21 protein-coding genes and 1 pseudogene are annotated in these 20209 nt (G+C 56.4%); 9 read left to right on the top strand and 13 right to left on the bottom strand.

Translation table 11 applies throughout. The annotated features are described in order from the left end of the window. Window positions 1-43 precede the first annotated feature (43 nt). Complete coding sequence (locus RH858_RS07250) at window positions 44-199, top strand: hypothetical protein (RefSeq protein ID WP_193588503.1); 156 nt, start codon at window positions 44-46, stop codon at window positions 197-199. Between the two features lie 38 nt (window positions 200-237). On the opposite strand, the gene RH858_RS07245 is transcribed toward RH858_RS07250, so the two are convergent. Next, window positions 238-453 carry a helix-turn-helix domain-containing protein gene (locus RH858_RS07245; RefSeq protein ID WP_259536531.1) on the bottom strand — a complete coding sequence of 72 codons (216 nt, stop codon included), beginning with the start codon at window positions 451-453 and terminating at the stop codon, window positions 238-240. An 89-nt stretch (window positions 454-542) separates the two neighbouring features. Here RH858_RS07245 and RH858_RS07240 point away from each other — a divergent pair. From RH858_RS07240 to RH858_RS07230, 3 genes and pseudogenes are all read left to right on the top strand, one after another. Next, a pseudogene (locus RH858_RS07240) lies at window positions 543-680 on the top strand (DNA-directed RNA polymerase subunit M); the annotation flags it as partial. A 69-nt stretch (window positions 681-749) separates the two neighbouring features. After that, window positions 750-1751 (top strand): VOC family protein, encoded by a 1002-nt coding sequence (locus RH858_RS07235; RefSeq protein WP_259535451.1) that lies wholly within the window; start codon window positions 750-752, stop codon window positions 1749-1751. A gap of 82 nt (window positions 1752-1833) precedes the next feature. Beyond that, window positions 1834-3198: a HEAT repeat domain-containing protein gene (locus RH858_RS07230; RefSeq protein WP_259535449.1), complete on the top strand. Its 1365-nt coding sequence runs from the start codon at window positions 1834-1836 to the stop codon at window positions 3196-3198. Window positions 3199-3249: 51 nt separating this feature from the next. Here the strand turns inward: RH858_RS07230 and RH858_RS07225 are convergent, their stop codons facing one another. Continuing rightward, window positions 3250-3663, bottom strand: coding sequence for a universal stress protein (locus RH858_RS07225; RefSeq protein ID WP_259535447.1), 414 nt, complete (start codon window positions 3661-3663; stop codon window positions 3250-3252). Between the two features lie 25 nt (window positions 3664-3688). Beyond that, a complete protein-coding gene (pcm, locus tag RH858_RS07220; RefSeq protein WP_259535445.1) occupies window positions 3689-4315 on the bottom strand; it encodes a protein-L-isoaspartate O-methyltransferase in 627 nt (208 codons plus the stop codon). Between the two features lie 82 nt (window positions 4316-4397). On the opposite strand from pcm, the gene RH858_RS07215 reads away from it, so the two are divergent. Both RH858_RS07215 and RH858_RS07210 read left to right on the top strand, forming a co-directional pair. Beyond that, complete coding sequence (locus RH858_RS07215; RefSeq protein ID WP_310561448.1) at window positions 4398-5282, top strand: phospholipase D-like domain-containing protein; 885 nt, start codon at window positions 4398-4400, stop codon at window positions 5280-5282. Between the two features lie 784 nt (window positions 5283-6066). Next, a complete protein-coding gene (locus tag RH858_RS07210; RefSeq protein WP_310561447.1) occupies window positions 6067-6888 on the top strand; it encodes a DUF4352 domain-containing protein in 822 nt (273 codons plus the stop codon). 1 nt (window position 6889) lies between these two features. On the opposite strand, the gene RH858_RS07205 is transcribed toward RH858_RS07210, so the two are convergent. The 6 genes from RH858_RS07205 to RH858_RS07180 form a co-directional block, all read right to left on the bottom strand. Further along, the gene (locus RH858_RS07205; RefSeq protein ID WP_310561446.1) at window positions 6890-7084 is read right to left on the bottom strand and encodes a hypothetical protein; all 195 of its coding nucleotides are present in this window, start codon (window positions 7082-7084) and stop codon (window positions 6890-6892) included. 4 nt (window positions 7085-7088) lie between these two features. Beyond that, window positions 7089-7415, bottom strand: coding sequence for a DUF4326 domain-containing protein (locus RH858_RS07200; protein ID WP_310561445.1), 327 nt, complete (start codon window positions 7413-7415; stop codon window positions 7089-7091). Between the two features lie 96 nt (window positions 7416-7511). After that, window positions 7512-8876: a helix-turn-helix domain-containing protein gene (locus RH858_RS07195; protein WP_310561444.1), complete on the bottom strand. Its 1365-nt coding sequence runs from the start codon at window positions 8874-8876 to the stop codon at window positions 7512-7514. Between the two features lie 629 nt (window positions 8877-9505). Further along, on the bottom strand, window positions 9506-10369 hold the full coding sequence (locus tag RH858_RS07190) for a hypothetical protein (protein ID WP_310561443.1): 864 nt from the start codon (window positions 10367-10369) through the stop codon (window positions 9506-9508). Window positions 10370-11438: 1069 nt separating this feature from the next. Beyond that, complete coding sequence (locus RH858_RS07185) at window positions 11439-12428, bottom strand: site-specific integrase (protein WP_310561442.1); 990 nt, start codon at window positions 12426-12428, stop codon at window positions 11439-11441. 2 nt (window positions 12429-12430) lie between these two features. Continuing rightward, window positions 12431-12988 (bottom strand): hypothetical protein, encoded by a 558-nt coding sequence (locus tag RH858_RS07180; protein ID WP_310561441.1) that lies wholly within the window; start codon window positions 12986-12988, stop codon window positions 12431-12433. A 53-nt stretch (window positions 12989-13041) separates the two neighbouring features. Here RH858_RS07180 and RH858_RS07175 point away from each other — a divergent pair, with 53 nt between their 5' ends. After that, window positions 13042-13875: a phospholipase D-like domain-containing protein gene (locus RH858_RS07175; RefSeq protein WP_310561440.1), complete on the top strand. Its 834-nt coding sequence runs from the start codon at window positions 13042-13044 to the stop codon at window positions 13873-13875. Between the two features lie 35 nt (window positions 13876-13910). Here RH858_RS07175 and RH858_RS07170 read toward each other — a convergent pair whose 3' ends face one another. Beyond that, a complete protein-coding gene (locus tag RH858_RS07170; RefSeq protein ID WP_259535441.1) occupies window positions 13911-15815 on the bottom strand; it encodes an OB-fold nucleic acid binding domain-containing protein in 1905 nt (634 codons plus the stop codon). 119 nt (window positions 15816-15934) lie between these two features. Between RH858_RS07170 and RH858_RS07165 the strand changes: the two genes are divergently transcribed. Together RH858_RS07165 and RH858_RS07160 are read left to right on the top strand one after the other, a co-directional pair. Then, entirely contained in the window at window positions 15935-16429 is a 495-nt protein-coding gene (locus tag RH858_RS07165) for a Mov34/MPN/PAD-1 family protein (RefSeq protein ID WP_310561439.1), read from the top strand. Next, the gene (locus RH858_RS07160) at window positions 16426-16908 is read left to right on the top strand and encodes an adenylyltransferase/cytidyltransferase family protein (RefSeq protein ID WP_310561438.1); all 483 of its coding nucleotides are present in this window, start codon (window positions 16426-16428) and stop codon (window positions 16906-16908) included. The genes RH858_RS07165 and RH858_RS07160 overlap by 4 nt, the downstream gene beginning before the upstream one ends. A gap of 27 nt (window positions 16909-16935) precedes the next feature. Here the strand turns inward: RH858_RS07160 and RH858_RS07155 are convergent, their stop codons facing one another. From RH858_RS07155 to RH858_RS07145, 3 genes are read right to left on the bottom strand one after another with little or no spacing between them, the layout of a single operon-like run. Continuing rightward, the gene (locus RH858_RS07155; protein ID WP_310561437.1) at window positions 16936-18063 is read right to left on the bottom strand and encodes a Gfo/Idh/MocA family oxidoreductase; all 1128 of its coding nucleotides are present in this window, start codon (window positions 18061-18063) and stop codon (window positions 16936-16938) included. Window positions 18064-18073: 10 nt separating this feature from the next. Beyond that, window positions 18074-19045: a sugar phosphate isomerase/epimerase gene (locus RH858_RS07150; protein ID WP_310561436.1), complete on the bottom strand. Its 972-nt coding sequence runs from the start codon at window positions 19043-19045 to the stop codon at window positions 18074-18076. 42 nt (window positions 19046-19087) lie between these two features. Continuing rightward, window positions 19088-20149, bottom strand: a complete 1062-nt coding sequence (locus RH858_RS07145) for a Gfo/Idh/MocA family oxidoreductase (RefSeq protein ID WP_310561435.1) — start codon at window positions 20147-20149, stop codon at window positions 19088-19090. Window positions 20150-20209: the final 60 nt, after the last annotated feature.

The following is a 20209-nucleotide window of genomic DNA, read 5'->3' as shown; positions in this document are numbered from 1 at the left end:
TCTGGCACAAAGAATTATTACGTAAATTCGAATACGTCTACATATGCCCGAGTGCCAAAACTGTGGCTCGTTCGTCACCCGGTCGTACGCACGCGTGTTCACTCCAAACGACGTGGAGGATCCGCGAGCCTGTCCGAAGTGTGAAGACGTGGTACGCGAGGGCGCTACCGTCAGGAAAGCTCGTTCGAAGCGCCGGTAGCTGCGGTCGTCTCGGTCAGTTCTCGGTCCGACAGAACATCAGGTGAGGACGTACTCGTCCGTCCGCTGCCCGACGAGTCCCTCCTCCCTGAGCGTCTTCAGGATGCCGTACAGCGAGAGTTTCTTCATCCCGAGGCTCTCCTGGAGTTCGGTGATCGTCGCACTCCCGTGGGTCGACAGGTACAGATACACTAGTTTCGCCTGTGGCGACTGTAGCTCCGTTGGAACCCGCTTTGTCGGCCGCGAGGTCTGCATCATCGTTCGACGAAATGAGTTCGACGATAATAAATCCCCATTTCAACGTTTGTCGAAATGCCGTACTCTGCATCGAGTGTGGTCCGATGATGCACACGGAGGGGGACACGTGGGTGTGTCGCTCCTGTGAGAACGAGGGCTCGCGGGACTCGCAAGCAGAAGCGGCGATGGCGACCCAGGATGGACAGCGGGACGACGGGACACCCGCCGTGGCCGACGCGACCCAGAGCCCCGCCGAGACGATATAACACCACTGTCGGCGCGGATTGAAGTCCCTCCGACACGTAACCGTCTCCATGACTGATCCGACGCCGACCCCCGGAATCCATCACGTCACCTGTATCGCCGGCGATCCACAGCGGAACCTCGACTTCTGGGTCGAGACGCTCGGGCTCCGGCTCGTCAAACGCTCGATCAACCAGGACGACCCCAGCACCTACCACTTCTTTTTCGCCGACACCGAGGGCACCCCCGGGACGAGCATGACGTTTTTCCCGTGGGAGAACCTCTCGCAGGGGAAGGTCGGCTCGGGACAGATCGCCCGGACCGCCTTCCGGGTTCCCGAAGGGAGCCTCGACTACTGGGAGGATCGATTCGATCGGTACGACGTCGCGTACGACGACCGGCTCGAACGCTTCGGCGAGACCGTCCTCCCGTTTAGGGATCCGGACGGACTGCCGGTCGAGCTAATCGCAGTCGAGATTCCGTCGGACGATCCCACCGTTCCGTGGACCGAGTTCGTCCCCGAGGAAGCCGCGATCCGAGGGTTCCACTCGGTGACGCTGTGGCTCGCAGATCCGGAGCCGACGGAAGAACTGCTCGAGACGATGGGGTTCGAAGCGGCCGGCACCGAACAGGCACAGGGCGACACGCCCGGAGACGAGCGGACCCGATTCGCCGCGACCGGGCCCGTCGGCAAGTACGTCGACGTACTTTCGACGGTCGAGAGCGGGCGTCCAGGACACGGCACCGTTCACCACGTCGCGTTCCAGACCCCGACCGACGAGGATCAGGAGGCGATGCGTGCGACCGTCCAGTCGGCGGGACTCCGGCCGACCGCACAGATCGACCGCCACTGGTTCCGGTCGGTGTACTTCCGGGAATTCGGGGGCATCCTGTTCGAACTCGCCACGAACGGCCCCGGATACGACAGCGACGAACCGCTCGAGGATCTCGGCGGCCGTCTCGTTCTCCCCGGCGAGTTCGAGCGCCGTCGGGAAGCCATCGAATCCGAACTCGCTGACGTGACGATCCCCCGCGCGGCGGCGAACGCCGAGGACAGCGCCGAGGGAACCTGAAACTCCGCAGGACGGGCCGCCACCGACCGCGGTCACCGGCAAGCGAAACGCCCTTATGGATGTCACGCAGATTTCCCGTTATATGAGCGAAGACGCCGACGCGGGCGAGGACGCCGACGCGGCGGAGGAAACCGACGCGGGCGAGACCCAGGAGGAACCGGAACTCATCGGGGAACTCCGCGAGCTGCTCGACGCCGTCCAAGCGGCGCTCGAGGACGCGGAGACGGAAGCCGACCTCGACGACGTCGAGGCGGACCTCGACGGAGTCGAAAGCGACCTCGAGGGCGTCGAACTCCCGGAAGAAGAAGAGGAAGAGGGGGGCGAGGAAGACGACGAAGACGACGGACCGTCCCCGGTCGAGGAACTCGAAGACCGGATCGGCGACCTCCGAGATGGGATCGAGGACGCTCGCGGGCCGTACGGCGAGGACGTCGTCGACGCGGTCTCCGGCGCCCGGTCGACCCTCACCGGAACTCGGTGGACGGAAGACGGCGTCCCCGAGGTCGAGGCCGCCGTGTCGGCGTTCCTCGAGGTGGTCGGCGGGACGCTCGACGCCTCGTTCGCGATCGACGGCGACGGAGAGTCGGACGCCGGCGAGAACTCCGACGGGGCGCTCGCGGCCGCGCTCCAGTCCGTCGAGGAGGCGGTCGAAGACGCCGAACTCGACGCCGACGACGACGCCGAGACCATCGCGTCGCTACTCGAAGCCGTCGAAGAGCTGGAGGCGGGGCTCGAGGACGCCGAAGAGTGGAGCGACCTCGAGACCAGAGATCAGCTCGCAGCCGAAGGGTACTACGACGTGCTCGGCCACTACAAGGACTATCCCGTGGAGTGGTCGGCGCTCAAGGAACACGAACAGCGCGGCAACGTCGACATGGTGCTGCTCGCGTTGAACTCCCTCCAGTCGGATTTCATGGAGGAACACTGCCTGGAGGCGCTCGAACGGATGGGCCGGATCGCCGCCACCGACGAGGCCATCGAGGAGATGCTCGGGCTCGCGAACCGGCGGAACCACGACGCGATCCGGATCCTCGGGAAGATGCGCGCCGAGAAGGCCGTCGACACGCTGGTGGAGTACGTGGATCCCGACAACGACGCGAAGCTACAGAAGGTCACCCTGAAGGCGCTGGGGGAGATCGGCTCCCCGGAAGCCGTCCAGCCGATCGCGAACCACCTGGCGGCGGGGGAGGCAGACGTGCGCCCGGTGGCTGCGCGTGCGCTCGGCTTCATCGGCGACACCCGGGCGATTCAGCCGCTGTCGGAGACGCTCGAAACTGACGACGACGACACCACCCGGGCCGCCGCCGCGTGGGCACTCAGACAGATCGGCACCCGCGAGGCGCTGGAGATCGCCGCCGAATACGACGACGAGCGCTCGTTCCTCCTCCAGACGGAGGCCGAAAAGGCGCAGGCGACGCTCGGCGAGGAACCCGAACCGACTGCCTGAGCCGCGTTTCTGAGAGCCGCTCGTCGACAACGATAACCGACGATCGTCGGCTCACCTCGCGACCGTCACCGGGACTGGCGACCGACGAACCACCGTTTCTGCGACACTTCCCAGCAGCACCCGCGCGGCTCCGGTCCGGCCGTGACTGCCGATGACGACCTGTTCGACCTCCTCGAGACCCGCGTACTCGACGATCACCCGGGCCGGACGCCCGAATGCGAGTTCGGTCTCGACGTCGAAACCGCGTTCTTCTCCCAGCCGCTGTGCGTCCGCAAGCAGCGCCTCCGCGTCCTCCTGGTGGCCCTCGATCGCCGCGTCGATGTTGCCGAGCCCACCGGCGAGGACGCTCCGCTGGGGGTCCAGCACGTGCAACACCAGAAACGCCGCGTCCGGATGATCCGTATACGCGAGTTCCAGCGCCTCCCGAGACGGATCGGAGTCGTCGATCGGAACCAGGATCACCATACCGACAGTTCGGCGGCTGAGGTAATCAAACGTCCGGCCCCTGCATGGTGACGAACTGAACCGGCCCACAGTCGAGACGATCGAGCGAGCCGTCCTGAAGCTTCGTTGCCAGCACGAGCCGCTGATCGGCCAGGCCGATCGGTGCGAGCAGGAGCCCCTCCGTGCGGACCTGCTCGACGACCGCGTCGGGGAACGTCCGGTCGGCACAGGTCAGATACGCTTTGTCGTAGGGTGCGTGTTCGGGCCAGCCCTCGCGGCCGTCCCCGACGCGGATCGACACAGCGCCGTATCCCAGCTCCGTGAGCCGTTCGCGCGCCGCGTCGGCGAGTTCGGCGTCGATCTCGACCGTGTAGACGTTTTCGGCGCCGACGATCTCGGCAGTCACCGCGGCGTGGTAGCCGCATCCGGTGCCGACCTCCAGCGTCCGATCCCCCGAAGCGAGCGCGAGGTGATCGCACATCTCCGCGACAATCCCCGGCGCGCTGATCGTCGCGCCGCCGCCGATGGGTAGCGGCCGATCCGCGTACGCGAGATGACGCCACCGCTCGGTGACGAATGCGTGGCGGGGGACCACACGGAGAGCGTCAGCCGTCGTCTCGAGTTCGGGATCGATCGCCTCGACCATCCGTTTCCGTGCCGATTCGAACTCCACAGTCGGTACACGGGTGCTGGAAAATAAGCGCTTGTGTCGACTGCCTCCCGCCACTTATCTGCGATACCGAGCCAGCACCGTTATGGCGTATCGGAACGGCGCTTCGCTTCCGTCAGACGGACTCCGTCCGGGGACGGTCGTCGCGCTTCTCGCAGTCGGGCTCCTCGTCGTCGCACTCCTGGGCACAGTTCCTGCGGCGTCCGGCACGTCGAACGGAACTGGGACGGTCGAAAATCGTAGTTCCGACGCCACTAAAGCGGACGCTCGGATCCTCGAAGCGTACCCCAACCCGCACGCGGACGGCGACCCTGGGGAGTACGTGGTCCTCGAGGTGCCGACCGACGGGAACTGGACGCTGACCGACGGAACGACGACCGTCGAGATACCCGACCGGACGGGACGGTTCGCCGTCTCGACGGAGCCGGAGATCGCGGCCGAGTTCGCCGAAGTACCCGTGTACGGTCTCGAGGGGCGGCTCAGGCTGGCCGACGACGGCGAGACGCTACGCCTCTCAGAAAACGGCACCACGAAAGACGAAATCTCGTACGGACGCGCACCGGTCGGCGCCCGGTGGCTCCGCGAGGACGGCGAGCTGGTTCGGGAGCCGGACGCCGACGGCGGCTGGCGTGCGGACGGGTTCCGTCCCCGGAAGCCGGAGAATTTCGAGAACGTTTCGGGCCGTGCGTTCGTCCTGCCCGACGCCCCGGGCGAGCCCGTGGCGCCGATCCGCGAGGCCGACGACAGAGTGTACCTCGCCGCCTACACGCTGGAATCCTGGCGGCTGGCGGACGCGCTGGCCGCAGCAGCCGAGCGTGGGGTGACCGTGCGAGTGCTCCTCGAGGGGAGCCCTGTCGGCGGCGCCACGGAGACGCAGGCCGCAGTGCTCCGGTTCCTGGACCGACAGGGGATCGACGTCCGGGTGCTCGACGGTGAGTACACGCGATACACGTACCACCACGCGAAATAGTCATTTGAATACTCAATTTTTAACCACTATTCGGGGGAGAAACAAGCAACATTATCCGCATTATTTTAGCAGAAACCCCCATCCCCGTCCCTTCTTGCGATTTAGGTAAATCACCCTATTCTGTTAAATTTATATAATGATTCTACACAGAAGGACAAGAGAGAATGTGAAATCCACTATGTCGAAAGCCGGTGTATATCCCCCACCGGTGGGTTGAAGCCCCGTTATATCCCCACGGGGACGGGTTGAAGAGCCTTGAACGACTCTCTCAACAGTTCAAATGTAAGCTGAACGAATCCAAAGAGAAACCAAGGAAAACCCCGGTATCTCGAAAGGATCTCTACTTACTTTACCGGATCCATGTCCGGCAGGACGGAACCAACGCCCCGTGATTAAATAAAGTATCTACAAATAAATAAGTCTTTTGATTTGATAGTTTTAAACTTAAACATAAGTTATGAAGAGGGGATAACGGCAGATCTGGGTGTCTGTCATTTGACGAACTTAATTTAGACAATTGACTTATATAATACACAGAGACTTTGAACCCCCTGATTTCAACTGGAAAACACCCTTCTTTTACCCTATTCTATGGTTTAACACCCATGAACCTACTGTATAATAAAGACTTAGTAGTTTATTACTATCAATTATACCCACTAATACCACTATATCTATGTATTACCTACAGTTATATAACCGTAAGAAGTGTTGAGAGTGTTGATTTCACTAATCAGTCTATGAGCTAACCATTTTTATTAGTCATGAGTTTCTGGGTTAGGATATGCCAAATCGTCGCAAAGTGCTTATTGGACTTGGAGGATCTGTAGCACTAGCTGGGTGTACAGGGGATACGGATGATGAAGAACCCGAAGAAGAGCCTGAAGAGGAAGAGCCTGAACCTGAACCAGAGCCAGAACCCGAACCAGAGGAAGAAACAGCAACAGTAGAATTTACTGTAGAAAATACGGAAGGTGAGCCTGTTAGCGATGCTGTGATAGGTATTATTGATGAAGGTGGTCTATTAACAGATGATGAAACAGTAACGGCAGGTTCGACAGACGAATCTGGAATTTTTATTGCGGAAGAATTAGACCAAGATGAGTATGCTATTGAGATCACCCATCCCGACCACATAGATATTCAAGACAATATACAAATAAATAGTAATCAGGAGCAGCATACGTTCAGTTTAACGAGTATAGTCTACTCTATGGATGAAAGCTTTGTAGTGGATGAAGAAGATATTGAAATAACTGTTGTTACGGCACTTAGGGGACCAGAATTTGGTCCTGATGAAGCTAATGGAATTTTTCAAGCTATTGAAATGGAAATAACAAATGTTGGAGATGAATCTGTAGATATTGGTCACAGTCTATTTGAGATCGAGGATGCAGAAGGTGGAAATGCAGTATATGAACCTGATTCAGGTTTAAGTGCGTATCTAGAACACGGGATATCTGGAATATGGGAAACCATTAACCCCGGTATTACAACCACAATACAAATTATATTTGATATTCCTGCAGAAGTCACTCCTGATTTAGTTATTGATACAGATACAAGATACAGGGTAGAACTTGAGTCGGGGGTACTCCTTAACTGATTTACTGTAGTTTGATTTGCTCCTTCTCTTCAAGATATGATACAATCGCTTCTTTTGCTATTTCTCTCTCACTCATACCTGTTTGTCTTTGATGCTCTTCAATAGCCTGAACCAACACGTCGTTGCTGATTGTCAATCTGAAATTCTTCATAAACGGTGCATCTTGTTCTGAATTATATTCTATAGTTCTACTCATAATTCTAATAGTCAAAAATCGACTTGGTATTTATCGCTCGATCCCACGGTTCACCTTCGAGATATTCAAGAATTACATCCCCATGACAAGCTTCGGGATAACAGTAACACCCTAATGTCTCACCTTTCAATCCTTCAACCTTCTTTCTGAACGTATCTTTCTCTTCTATTCGTTCATAGAAATACGTCCGATACTTTTTCACCGATTCTTTTCTGGTATATTGTCCACCGTGTTCTTTCAGCTTGAACGGATTACCGAATGGTGAACCACGACCGATATACGTATATTGTCCGTCGTAATCTGAAATATTGATTAATTCTGTTTCACTCATAGTTTATCCCCTTATAAATGGTTCGTCCGCCTTCTTGCGATTTTGGTCCCATCGGAAACATTGTTATAAAAGGATAAAGGATTATAGTATAAACGTTCATATCTTCACCTTTTCTACATTACTATTATTTGTTTGTTCATTCATATCTCCTTTCTCTTCATATTTTTCACAGATTTTCTCTAATTCCATTACATACCCTTGAGTTACCCCATCGTTCAGAATATATCTCTTTCTCCCTACCTTATTCCGGCGGATAAGATCCTCCGATTCAAGTATATCTAATGCGTTTCTTACCTGTCGTTTGGATATTTCAGTTTGTTCTGCTAGTTCATTTACGGTGGTTGTATCATTCCCCCAGATATTAGTAGCAACACTAAGTTTTCTTTCAAAGTCTACTCCCTCACAATAGCACCAATTAACATTCTTGGTGAAGTTGAGCAAATTCTTTCTGTGTCGTGGGTATTTCTGATAATGTGTTTCAAAGGGGAGAGTAGACATGATAAACCGTATCATATCCTCATTTCTCCCGAAAAAGAACCCGATATAGTTTGCTAACTTACACTCTCCCCGTCCTTGTTTATTGGAGCCTGATACACTCTCAAAATTCCCATTCCATAATTGAATGAATTGCTCTTGTCCGTCCCAATCACCGAATTTCATATATTCTATTCTGTCGTCAAAAGTATGGGATACGGAGGGGACATTATCAGCAAATTCTTTCTTGGGATTGATCTTCGGGATTGGGGAGGGGACATCAATATCTGTTTCTGTCGGACGTTCTGGTTCACTCTCTTCGGACGGGGTTAAGTCGAGTAGTTCACCAAGCCGATCTACAGTATCGTAATCAATTGGTTCAGCTGTAGGATTTACAGATTGGAGAATATATCTATCCTCCCCTTCCCCACTACAACCCCCTTTTTCATCCGAACAAGTGGTATGATCTATCGATGACGGAGGTATCATAGCATGACCCTTTGTTATAATCTCCAAGTCGTCTTTCTCCCCGTCTCTAAACCAGTTTACACTCTCTCCTTGGGATAACGAACGGAGTAGGTCATACGTCTCTTGAGAATCAATCTGAACCAATCTGTTACGTCCCAAGTGGGGAGAGTCAAAGGTCAAAACAGCATGACTTTCTATTATTGATTCAATATCCGCCGGGAGTATGTCCGTCTCCTCCACGTCGAATAGGACGTATGTAACCCCATCAATCCATTTCCCCAGTACAATCCCGACGTTACCCCCATCTTGTAGGTGGGTTAATGCTCGTTCTTTTGTAAGTAGGTTTTCTTTATTTGTATATCCGTTAATCTCCCCTCCTTTGTAATCTCCCCCACATTGAGTAAAAATACTATTATTGGGTAGATTATCCGCGATTTGATTAAACTCGTCACTCTTATTCCGCGATTCGTCCGAAAGTCTTATATTATTAGATACAGTATATTGATATGTTGTAGTCATCCTTGGCTTCCTCCGGGTTGTGCCACCAACCCGCTTTTTTCGTCGTCAGTTAGACGTATGTTCAATCAGTCAGTATATTACTTTAGTATCTACACGTATTTAAAGATTTGCTAACATAAAATAACCGGGTAACATAATGTAACCGGGTTACATATTGTTAGTGGATATACCGTAACACCTCTGTATCAATATCTGACAGATCTACAACCACCGTAACAGTACCTTGTAGCTGGTTATGAGAGTAACCAATTAATGGCTCTTCACTCTTTAAAGAGTCTCTAATCTCTTCTAAGTTGGAATCATCTACTGTTGATGTAAAGTAAGAGTCTGTAGTTGTGATTTCAGACATATTATTATCTGAAATGTGTGCTTAGCGTCCGTTCAAAGTCACAAGAGTAGCAGTCAATATCTAGGTCTAGTCGAAGCTTAGCATCCCCTAACCATTCGTGGGATGTTTCGCTATCAGTTTCCGAAAAGCATCGGGGACATGGTATGTCACTAATCATAGCGGGGTATAACCGCAGTCACTACATTCTGAATGAAACTCATAGGTAACAATCCCTTCGGATACCCGATCTTTCTCCTTGTGGGTAGAGTAGGTATTTGACCCACATTTGGGACAATCAGATTCAGTCATTTTTCGTAATTGTAGCTTCGACGTATTCCGATCCTCTTTCGTGAATCGTAACATCCCCGTCAAACGGTTCGTTTTCATGGTTAACAATAGCATCCCGAAGCTCCGGATCTTTGGTCCGAACCCGGCGAGAGTTGTTTTCCGATAGGGTAGTGTATTCCGTCAATCCGTCGCTATCTTCAATATCTTGAGCTAGTTCGTCAAAGACCGCGTTATCATACTCTCGAAAAGCGTCCGTCGCTTCGGATAGATTCTCAACAGCATCATTTGGGTCTTTAATATCGGGTTCGTTCTTACCCAATATCTTAGAATACTTTTCTTCGATATTTTTGATCGTCTCCTTATATTCGGGGATATCTTCGGCTTCGATCCCTGTTTCCCCCTCGTTGGCATTTGCCATTAATTCGGCAAATTCCGAACCGGTCATTTCAGAGATTTCCTTATCTAACTTTGTCCCCTTCTTGAAAAATTCACGAGCTTCGGCCTTCTCTTCGGCCATCTTTTTCTTAGCCACTTCCCGATTGTGAGCTTCAATATCCTCCCGCATCCCATCCCACACTTCATCAATATCTTCGGGTTCGTCCGGGGATCCATTCACGATTCTATCTTTTTCGCTCAACTCTTCGATCTCATCGTCGTCAAAGTATTTCTGAACGTATTCGCTCTGTGGGTTCAGTTTGATATAATGTTCGTCAGAATCACGTTCTCTGATACGGGTTCGAGAGTCCCCGGATAACTCTTCAATAATAAGATCGTCCGAATCTAGTTCAGCCTCTTCAATATCTTGATGACTGCTAAATTCATCGTAAGTCGATCCACCGTTAGTATTGTCGTCTTTGCTTAGTTTGATAACTGCCATAATTTAAATCTCCAATTTATTCTTTAAAAAGTCGTTATAACTATCGCCGTAACTCATCTCATTCTGTAACTGTTCGACTAAATCCCGTTCAAGTCGAACGGTTGTAAACTCGTTCTCCCGTTTTCCACCGTCAGTTGACATGACTAATTAATTATAGAACCTACAGGGTATATAAGTCTTTATATTTAGATTGACGAATGGACAAAGAAGTAGGTTAGAAATGGACAATCATCCTAATGAAGAGTCTTCACAGGGGTATAATTGGATAAACGCGGGTAAGGAAATGTTTCCTGACCCCCAAATAAGGGATACATTTAGGAAATATTTCCAGAATGTTACTTCTCGTTCAATTGAGCGAAAGGTTCAGAGTTGGAAACGTTTCCAGAACAGGATACAGATAAAGAAGGTTCGGAGAATTCTACGAACCCTATTCAAAGGGTGTGCGAACGTTCGCACATCCTTCAAAGGGTGAAGGGGTGGGAAACGTTTCCCAACCCTTTCATCAATCGCCGGGTATTCTGTTCAGTATTTCAGTATGTGAGAAATTTTTTGAGATTTTTGCCGGAAATACCGTTCACAGTTTGAAGTGTGGGTTAAAGCAGGTAGAGATGATATAACTGTGACGAATATTTTTTGCTCGAAAGATTAACAAATTTATCAGGTTTCTTTCAAACTTTGTCCAAACTTCATCAAAACTTGTTCAGACAGATTCTAACAGATTTATAGATTCTCTTCTTTGATTTAATCTCTTTTCTCTTTTCTAAATCTCTGTTATCTCTCTCAACACTATTCAATTCAATTTCTCTTAGATCCATAGTCGGTTTTCTCTGCTATTCTCACAAACCTCTTAGAGAACAAACTGTATGACTCTCAAAGCGATTTCAGAATATATGACCCAAACCACTACTATCCGATTCAATCAAATCTGACGGACCATACGTCTCATGTGTTGACTGTAGAATTGACTGTGGGAGTTTAGGACAAGTTGAGAATGAAGAACGGGACAATACCCCCGATACCCCCACGGTAAGTGAGAATTTGAGACGAAAAAGAGTCGGGTGAACCGTCCCTATATTTCGGGGACGAATTGGGTGGTTTCGTCTAATGCGGTTTCATCTGGATCCAAATATTTTTGCGTCATAGAAATATCTGAGTGTCCCATTAATTTCTTGAGTCTAGCTAGGTCACAACCCTCCCGTATCATGTTTTCAGCAAATCCATGACGAAATGCATATGCGGTTACTTTGTACCTAGGTCTACCTATAGAATCTTTGTACAATACTTCTTGTATATCCGCGTTCTTTGCGGTCTTTCGAGTTATCTCTTGGATACGTCGGGTACTGATTTTCTCAGATTTATGGGTGGGGAATAGGTATTCAGATTCTCCCGCTTTGTAGAAGTTATCTCTCTCTCCTTGTTCTAACCATTGACGCAAATAGAACTTGAGAGAATCGTTATATCGTACTGTCCGGTTGTTCTGAGTCTTTTCAGCACGAATACGGATACGGTTGTTATCCCATAGTTCATCGTTGGTAACATCCTTTAGACGGATATTGATAACTTCTCCCGGTCTACAACCCGTTTGACCCAATATCTTGTATAGAAGCTGATTACGAAAGACGGGTTCGGGGACGTTTTCAATCATTTTCGTCATATCCTCTGGGGACAAAGCGAAATAATCGTCTCTCATTTCTTTCGAGCGTTTCGTCTCACGACTAGATTCGTACTGTCCCGACGTATCAGCTTCATGCACGGGATTATCGTACACTATGAGACTTTCATCTATTTCTCCCCGTTTTCTTCCCCCGTTCTGTCGTTTCTGAATATACTTGTAGTACCCGGAGATAACACGGACGTATCTGATACAACTAATTTCAGCTAACCCTTGTTCGTTATTCATCCACCGACAGAATGATTCAATATCAAGAGCTTCTTTCTTTCTTGGATCGTCCCCGTCTAACCATTCATCAAAGTGTTTCACCGCCGTCTGAGTGTTCTCATAGGTATTCTGGTTACCTGATTTCTTGGTTTCTAAATACTCTGAGAGTGTTTCGTGCATAGTTATCCCTCTCTGTAGATCCGGGTTTCACCGTTAATTTCTCTCTCTTGAATTAGGGGAGTATTCTCCCGAAGATAACTGATAGCGTCATGAATCTGTATGACAGTAACATCCATTAGTTCAGCAAACGCTCCGATAGCTCCCCCACGTTCAGCCCTAAGATTAGTGTGTTCCTCTTCGGGATACTCCGAGAGTTTTAGCGATTCATCTTTACCACTATGCCATGATTCAAAGTCGTCTTTCGTGGGGAGACGTGAGAATAGTTCATTTGCGAGTTTTTCTGTCTCTGGGTCACTCTTTGATTCACCCTCAATTTCTCTTAGACGTGCATTAGTGGTTTCGAGCGATTCAGCTAATTGATTGACCATACTCTTCAATTCGGTTATCTCTGAGTGTATATCCTCCCCGTGAGATACCTCAGAATCGCTTTGATTGATTTTCTCTGATACTGCAGAACGAACGAACCCGGATAGATTACCACCCGCGTTAGGATCGTTTTCAGCTTCTTTTTGCCACTTCTCTTTTGTCTCTTCGGGGACTTCTAGGTTGACTCTCACCATACCCACCCTTGAATCTGGTAACTAATAATACTTGTCCATAGGATACTCAATATATGATGTACCCCCACGCCAAGTACGCCGTCGCCGACGACACGGTGGTGGCGCTCACGGAGAACTGGAAACCCTCCGGGACTGGCGGCGCGTCGAACCGAGGGTGGGGGGTCCGGGTGGACGATAGGAACGTCGCCGCCTCCGTGGCGGAGGTGTTCGAACACGACTCCGGCTGGCGTGACGCCGTCCCCTGGACGGAGTACCGGGCCGGCGCGACCGTTCGCGAGGGCACCAGTGCAAACGAGAGCTACCCGGAGCGGTTTCCGACTGCGGAGTTCGACGAGGCGACCGTCAGGCTCATGCTCGCGCCCGACAACGCCGAGTCCGAACTGGAGGCCATGATCGACGGCGCCGACGAACGGGTGGCGGTCGTGGTTCCACGGACGGGCGGTACCGGCTACAGGCTTCTGGAGGCGGCGATCGGCGCGGCCGAGCGGGGTGTAACAGTCAGGCTGCAGCTTTCAGGTGCGTGGTACGACCGGGAGGAAAACGAGGCGCTCGTCGAGGAGCTGCGCGGGCTCGACGTCGGCGAGGGGGAACTCGACGCCCGGATCGTCGAGCCCCGGGGGCGGTTCGACAGGGTCCACGCCAAAGGGGCCGTGATCGACGACACCGCCGTGGTCGGCTCGCTCAACTGGAACGAGCACGCCGGATCGCGGAACCGTGAGCTCCTGCTCGCGGTGGAGAACCCGGCGATCGCGGAGTTTTACTGGCGAGTCCTCGCCGCCGACTGGCACGGCGGGAGCTTCCGGACGCCGGTCGGGTTGCTGGGCGGATTTGCGGCCGTTACACTCGTGGGGGGTGAGGTCGCCAGGCGCCGAGTTCGCTTCGCCTGATCGAAAAGCAGTCGCCCTGTCGGAGCCGACTCCGCTTACTCCGGGGTCGCCGCCGACGAGAGCGCCTCGTCGAGTTCCGCGTCAGCCATCTTCTCGACCAGGGCGTCGATCACTTCCGATCGCCGACCCTTCACGAACTTGATCGAGCCGACGACGAGGTGACCGCCGCCGGAGACGCCGCTTCCAGGGAGCTCCTCGTTCAGTTCGGTCACCATCTGGGGGATGTCGAGCCGGACGCCGTCCGACCGGAGCACCGCGAAGTCCGGGCCGTAGCCGATCGTGATTACCGGCTCGCCGGTTTCGGTCACCTTCCGATCGTGGAGGTTGCCTGTCGTCTTCCCCGGCGCAGGATAGGTGAACCGGTGGGCGAAGTTGTCGAGGTCGACGCGATAGAGGTGCGCGCCGGAGGCGAGCCGCTCGTGTTCCACGTGTGGTTCCAGCGCCGCGAGCTGTTTGTCGACGTCCCGCCGGGATCGGCTCGCGAGGAACGCCACGAGCTCGCGGTGCCGTTCGTCGTCGTCGCAGCCGACGTTGAGCGCGTCGTTGACGAGCGTTTCGCCGTCACTGTACCGCAGCAGGTGGGCGGCGTAATCCAGCGCCTCGCTGATGTCGACGAGATCATCCCGGTCGTATCCGGCCTCCCCGGCGAGGGCGATGTACTCGTCCATGACCTCCGCTTGCGACCGGTCGGAAATCCCGGCAATCGCGGGGACGTGTTCCAGCTCGTCACCGAGGTCAGCCGCGAGCATCCGCGCGAGTTCGACACACATCATTCCGGTCGTGATCCGGTAATCCTCCCCGTGGAGATACGGGTTCACGTGGGCGTCGAGCAGCGGCTCGACCGCGTCCGGGTCCGGGTGGTGGTGGTCGACGACCGCTATGGGGATGTCGTAGTGAGCCAGGTTTTCGTAGGCAGGGACGTCCTCCTCGGTGGAGCCGTTGTCGAGCATCAAAAGCAGGGGCAGCTTCTGTCCGTGGCGGGCGCGCCCCTCGAGTGCGAAGTTGAGATCGCGGGTGACGTCCTCCATCTCGTAGAACGGCGCCTTGCTCGGCAGCCGCTTGAACAGATGTCTCGGCGCGTCGGGGTCGCCGTGGACCGTCCGGATCAGCTCCTCGAGTGCGTACTGCACCGGGATCGCCGCGCACATCCCGTCGCCGTCCGCGTGGTGACGGACCCGGATCGGCCGTCCTTCGAGAACCGTCCGTCGGAGCAGGCGCGCGAGCTCCCGGAGGTCCTCGCGGATCGGCTCGAACGCCCCCCACTCGACCAGCGGCTCGACGTCGATCGGTTCGGCGCGTTCGTCGATCCGCTCCTCGACGGTTTCCGCCACCGTTCGAGCGCGTTCGTCGGCCAGCCCGGACAGGTCATCGACCTCGACCTGCCGGCTTCCCTGGTGGTTCTCGACGGAGCCGGCGATCCGAACCGGATCCTCGAGTGAGATCTCGGGGGACGCCCGCACGCCCGCCTCCTCGAAGGCCGCACAGGGAACGATCCCTGTGCCGTCGTTGACGTGGAAGATCGTCGGCCCGTCGGTCTGTTTGATCTGGACGACGAGTCCTTCGATCGTCACCTCGGCGCCGGGCGAGAGCGTCCCGACGTCGGTGATCTCCGGCTCGTGCTCGACGGCTTCGGTACGATAGTCGTCCGGATGGACGACGTCGAAGGCGACGTCGCCGTTCTCGCGTACCTCCTCGAGTTCGACGATCAACCGGTCGCCGACGGCGTAGCGTTCCTCGAGGTTCGACTCGTGGATCAGGCCCGAAACGACGTCGGAGACGTCGACGAATACACCGTAGTCGACGACGCCGTTGACGACGGCGTGGTAGTAGGAACCCTCCGATACGTCCTCGAGCGTGCAGTCCGGAGAGAGATCGAACACAGTCGGTGCGGAACTCGAATCGTCCCGCTCGCCGGAATCCCCGGCGATTTCGTCTGTCATGTCCCGCGATATGGCGGTGACAGAGGTAAGCGTTATTATCCGTCCCTCCGGCCGGACGCGCCGGCGCGGGACGGAACGCGTCCGGAATCCTTAGGAGGCAACGACTCCGAAGGCCGTACATGCGCCTGTTCCGGTCGCGCGAGCTCCTCGGGATCGCCCGGGAGACGATGGAGTTCATCCTCGAGGCCTCCGAGGAGACACATCCCAACGAGTACATGGGTTTCCTCCGCGCGGAGGACGCCCGCAAGTTCGACCTCGACCGTGACGGGCAGGTGATCACCGACGTGCTCGTCATTCCGGGCACGGTTTCGAACCCGATGAGCGCGACCGTGAAGACCAACATGAAGCCGAACGACATCCGGAGCGTCGGCTCGGTCCACTCGCATCCGAACGGCGTGCTCCGCCCGAGCGACGAGGACCTCATGACGTTCGGCCAGGGCCAGGTCCACATCATCGTCGGCGCCCCGTACGGCTGGAGCGACTGGCGGGCGTTCGACAACGAGGGCGAACGGACGAAGCTCGACGTCCTCGACGTCGAACTCCCCGAAGAGCAGTTCTTCGATTTTACCCAGGAGGACATCGACGCCGAACTCCGAAACGAGGAGTACAGATGAGCGGCGGGAACGATCCGGGGACCAACAGCGACGCCGGCGACGGTTCCGTCGACCGGATCGTCGCCCAGGGAACCTTCGACCTCCTGCATCCCGGTCACGTCCACTACCTCGAGGACGCCGCGACGTACGGCGACGAACTGCACGTCATCGTCGCCCGTCGAGAGAACGTCACCCACAAGGACCCTCCCGTGCTCCCGGATCGGCAGCGACGCGACGTCGTCGCCGCCCTCTCGGTCGTCGACGAGGCGCACCTGGGCCACCCCGAGGACATCTTCGTCCCGATCGAACGGATCGACCCCGACGTCATCGTGCTGGGCTACGACCAGCACCACGACGCCGACTCCATCCGAAAAGCTCTGGGCGACCGGGGGTTCGACTGTCGGGTGGAGCGTGCCACCCGGCGCGAACCCGACTACGATGGGGAGATACTCTCGAGTACTGCCATCGTCGAGCGAATCATCGACGAGCGGTGTCCCTGAGGCTCGACGGGCACGGTTCCGGGGCGATCACTCCACGTCGTCGATTGCGACCCATTCACCGCGTTCGTCGCTTTCCTGGATCGCCGCAAGCACCTGCTGGACGCGATACGCCTCCGAAAACGACGGCGAGAACGCCTCACCGTTGGCGACCGACGAGAGGAACTCGTAGTTTTCGTGGACGAACGTGTGTTCCCAGCCGATCACGTGTCCCGGGGGCCACCACCGGTCGACGTACGGATCCGTCTCGTCGGTGACCAGCACCGTCTCGTAGCCGCGGTTCCCTTCGCGCATCACCTCGAGTTCGTTCAGCCGCTCCAGCGAGAACCGGACGCTCCCCTTCGAACCGTGGATCGCGATCGCGTGGTCGTTCTTGTGGCCGGTGGCGAACCGCGACGCCTCGAAGGTTCCGACCGCGCCGTTCTCGAAGGCCGCCTGGGCGGAGTAGGCGTCGTCGACGGTGACCGGCCGCGTTTCGTCCTCGTCGGGCACCGGGCGCTCCTCGACGAACGTCTGTAGGTGGCCCGAGATCCGTTCGATTTCGCCGGTGACCTCACCCACCAGGAACCTCGCCAGATCGATCGTGTGTGCCCCCAGATCGCCGAGCACGCCCGAACCCGCGAGCTCCTCGTCCAGCCGCCACACCCACGGCGCCTCCGGATCGACCAGCCAGTCCTGCAGGTAGCTCCCCCTGACGTGGTGGATCTCCCCGAGTTCGCCGTCCTCGATGAGCCCCTTCGCGTACTGGATCGCCGGCAGGAACCGGTAGTTGAAGGCGGCGCCGGCGACAGCCTCGCTGTCTTCGGCAGCGTTTCGCATCCGTTCTGCCGCCGCGAGCGTGGGCGCGAGCGGTTTCTCACACAGCACGTGGGTATCGGCCTCGAGCGCTGCGATCGACGGCTCCGGGTGGAGGTGGTTCGGCCCCAGATTGTAGAGGACGTCCACCTCGTCCACGACCGCACGCCAGTCGGTCGCGGTCCGATCGAACCCGAACCGGTCTGCTGCATCGGCGAGCGTTTCCTCGTCGCGTCCGATCAGTACGTCCCGGCGCACGTCCGGCGCGTCCGGGAAGAACATCGGCAGGCGTGCGAGCGCATTCGAGTGGGCCTTGCCCATGAACCGGTACCCCAGCATTCCGACGGTAAGTGTGTCAGTCACGTGAATCACCTCACTCCGCCCAGTAGGCCTCCCCGGGCGTGGTGTCGAAGACCGCGCGTTCGAGGACGTCGACGGCCTTTTCGAGTCCCTCCATCGAGGACGTCAGCGAGTCCTCGTGTTCGATCGACAGTGCGCCCTCGTAGCCGACCATCCGGAGCGTGGAGACGACGTCCTTCCAGTGTTCCTCCCCGTGGCCGTAGCCGATCGATCGGAACAGCCACGACCGGTTCACTTCGTCGGTGTAGTCGGCAGTGTCGAGGACGCCCTTCTCCCGGGCGTTCGCCTCGTACACCCGGGTGTCCTTGGCGTGGACGTGGTGAATCGCTCCTTCCGAACCCAGCAGGCGGATCGCCTCAGTGACGTCGATCCCCTGCCAGTAGAGATGGGAGGGGTCGAAGTTCGCGCCCACCCGTTCGTTCGTCGCCTCGCGGAGTCGGAGCATCCCGCGGGGTTCGTACACCAGCATGTTCGGGTGCATCTCGATCGCGATATCGATCCCGTGTTCGTCGGCGAACGCTGCCAGGTCCTGCCAGTACGGGATCGCGACCTCGTTCCACTGGTAGTCGTGCGCCTCCGTGTGCTCGGTCGGCCACGGCGCAGTCACCCAGTTTGGCACCTCGTCGTTCGGCCCGCCTGCGGGCAGTCCCGAAAAGCAGGTGACTGTCCCCACCTCGAGTTGGGCTGCCAGTTGGATCGCCTCGCGCAGTTCGGTGTCGGCTTCCGTCGCGCGATCCTCGTCGGGATGCAGCGGGTTATTGTGCGTCGCGAGCGCGGAGATCCGGAGGCCGTGTTCCTCCAGTTGGTCGTGCAGTCTGGACTGTGCCGCCTCGTCGTCGAGGGTCCTGCGGCGATCCACGTGATCCTCCCCGGGCCAGCCCCCGACGCCGAGTTCGACGGCGTCTGCGCCGAGATCCGCAAGGGCCTCGAACGCCTCGCCTCTCGATCGGTTCCCGAGCGGAACGGTGAGTACGCCGATATCCATGTCTGGAGTATGTACAACCTCACGAATAAACCTTCAGTACCGTCAGTCTAACCGGACGCTCCGCCCTTCATCGGCCGACCGGTATATCGCGTCGACGATTCGCTGTACCTGGAGCCCTTCCTCGACGGTGTTTCGGGCCGGCGGCTCCCCGGCCGCGACCGCCTCGAGAAACGCCCGTTGTTCTGCCGCGTACGCGTCCCGCGACTGGGTCGTAATTTCCGTGTCCGCCAGGTGGTTGCCGCCGCCGGTGTCGGCCTCGTAGATCGTCAGCTCGTCGCTCCCGAGGTCGAACGACGCGCCGGCGTCGATGCCGCGGACGAACATCTCTCTGGTGTCCGGACGATTCGCCGCCCAGGCGACCTCCAGCGAGATCGTCGCCCCGTCTGCAGTCCGGAGAAACGCCGTCGCCGAGTCTTCGACGTCGAACCCGTCCGGGCCGCAGTCCTCGCCCCACATCTCGATGAAGGCGTACTCATCGCTGATGCCGAACTCCGCGCGTGTCTGACCGGACACCTCCTCGACGGTCGGGTGATCCAGCAGGTGCAAGGCGAGATCGACCGCGTGGACGCCGACGTCGACGAGCGCGCCGCCGCCGGCGACATCCAGATCGGTGAACCACGACCCACGCCCAGGGATCCCGCGCCGCCGCAGGAAGTTCGCCTCGACGTGCGTGAGGTCGCCGAACCGTCCTTCACGCTGGTAGTGTTTGAACACCTCCGTCGAGCCCGCAAACCGATTGTGAAACCCGACCATACAGAAACCGTCCGCCTCGGCGGCAGCGTCGGCGATCCGTTCTGCGCTTTCGAGGGTATGTGCAAGTGGCTTCTCTAGCAGGACATCCGTCCCCATCTCGAGAGCCCGCACCGCATACTCCTCGTGGAACCTGTTGGGCGTGGTGACGAGGACGGCGTCGACGCGTTCGAGGAGTTCGTCGACGTCGCCGTCCGTCGGGACGTCGAACCCCTGTGCGAATTCGGTGCGTGCGTCCGCGTCGATGTCCATGCCGCCGACCAGCTGTGCGTCAGATTCCCGGAGGCGTTCGGCGTGATGTGTACCGATGCCGCCCAGACCCACGACGCCGACGCGAACGTCTTCGAGGCTCATGAACGTCGATTAACTACGTCGGTTGTTAAATATCACGTTCGGGCGGGCGGATGTGAGAAC

It is taken from the genome of Halalkaliarchaeum sp. AArc-GB, assembly GCF_031432225.1.
Taxonomy (GTDB): Archaea; Halobacteriota; Halobacteria; order Halobacteriales; family Haloferacaceae; genus Halalkaliarchaeum.
This window is presented reverse-complemented; position numbering and strand designations above follow the sequence as displayed.

What these genes read in the sequence shown, in the direction of transcription:
- RH858_RS07180 (WP_310561441.1), bottom strand. Translation starts at nt 12,988, where the DNA reads ATGGTGAGAGTCAACCTAGAAGTCCCCGAAGAGACAAAAGAGAAGTGG.
- RH858_RS07230 (WP_259535449.1), top strand. Translation starts at nt 1,834, where the DNA reads ATGAGCGAAGACGCCGACGCGGGCGAGGACGCCGACGCGGCGGAGGAA.
- RH858_RS07215 (WP_310561448.1), top strand. Translation starts at nt 4,398, where the DNA reads ATGGCGTATCGGAACGGCGCTTCGCTTCCGTCAGACGGACTCCGTCCG.
- RH858_RS07205 (WP_310561446.1), bottom strand. Translation starts at nt 7,084, where the DNA reads ATGAGTAGAACTATAGAATATAATTCAGAACAAGATGCACCGTTTATG.
- RH858_RS07225 (WP_259535447.1), bottom strand. Translation starts at nt 3,663, where the DNA reads ATGGTGATCCTGGTTCCGATCGACGACTCCGATCCGTCTCGGGAGGCG.
- RH858_RS07150 (WP_310561436.1), bottom strand. Translation starts at nt 19,045, where the DNA reads ATGGATATCGGCGTACTCACCGTTCCGCTCGGGAACCGATCGAGAGGC.
- RH858_RS07170 (WP_259535441.1), bottom strand. Translation starts at nt 15,815, where the DNA reads ATGACAGACGAAATCGCCGGGGATTCCGGCGAGCGGGACGATTCGAGT.
- RH858_RS07210 (WP_310561447.1), top strand. Translation starts at nt 6,067, where the DNA reads ATGCCAAATCGTCGCAAAGTGCTTATTGGACTTGGAGGATCTGTAGCA.
- RH858_RS07185 (WP_310561442.1), bottom strand. Translation starts at nt 12,428, where the DNA reads ATGCACGAAACACTCTCAGAGTATTTAGAAACCAAGAAATCAGGTAAC.
- RH858_RS07235 (WP_259535451.1), top strand. Translation starts at nt 750, where the DNA reads ATGACTGATCCGACGCCGACCCCCGGAATCCATCACGTCACCTGTATC.
- RH858_RS07145 (WP_310561435.1), bottom strand. Translation starts at nt 20,149, where the DNA reads ATGAGCCTCGAAGACGTTCGCGTCGGCGTCGTGGGTCTGGGCGGCATC.
- RH858_RS07190 (WP_310561443.1), bottom strand. Translation starts at nt 10,369, where the DNA reads ATGGCAGTTATCAAACTAAGCAAAGACGACAATACTAACGGTGGATCG.
- RH858_RS07175 (WP_310561440.1), top strand. Translation starts at nt 13,042, where the DNA reads ATGATGTACCCCCACGCCAAGTACGCCGTCGCCGACGACACGGTGGTG.
- RH858_RS07195 (WP_310561444.1), bottom strand. Translation starts at nt 8,876, where the DNA reads ATGACTACAACATATCAATATACTGTATCTAATAATATAAGACTTTCG.
- RH858_RS07250 (WP_193588503.1), top strand. Translation starts at nt 44, where the DNA reads ATGCCCGAGTGCCAAAACTGTGGCTCGTTCGTCACCCGGTCGTACGCA.
- RH858_RS07245 (WP_259536531.1), bottom strand. Translation starts at nt 453, where the DNA reads ATGCAGACCTCGCGGCCGACAAAGCGGGTTCCAACGGAGCTACAGTCG.
- RH858_RS07200 (WP_310561445.1), bottom strand. Translation starts at nt 7,415, where the DNA reads ATGAGTGAAACAGAATTAATCAATATTTCAGATTACGACGGACAATAT.
- RH858_RS07165 (WP_310561439.1), top strand. Translation starts at nt 15,935, where the DNA reads ATGCGCCTGTTCCGGTCGCGCGAGCTCCTCGGGATCGCCCGGGAGACG.
- RH858_RS07160 (WP_310561438.1), top strand. Translation starts at nt 16,426, where the DNA reads ATGAGCGGCGGGAACGATCCGGGGACCAACAGCGACGCCGGCGACGGT.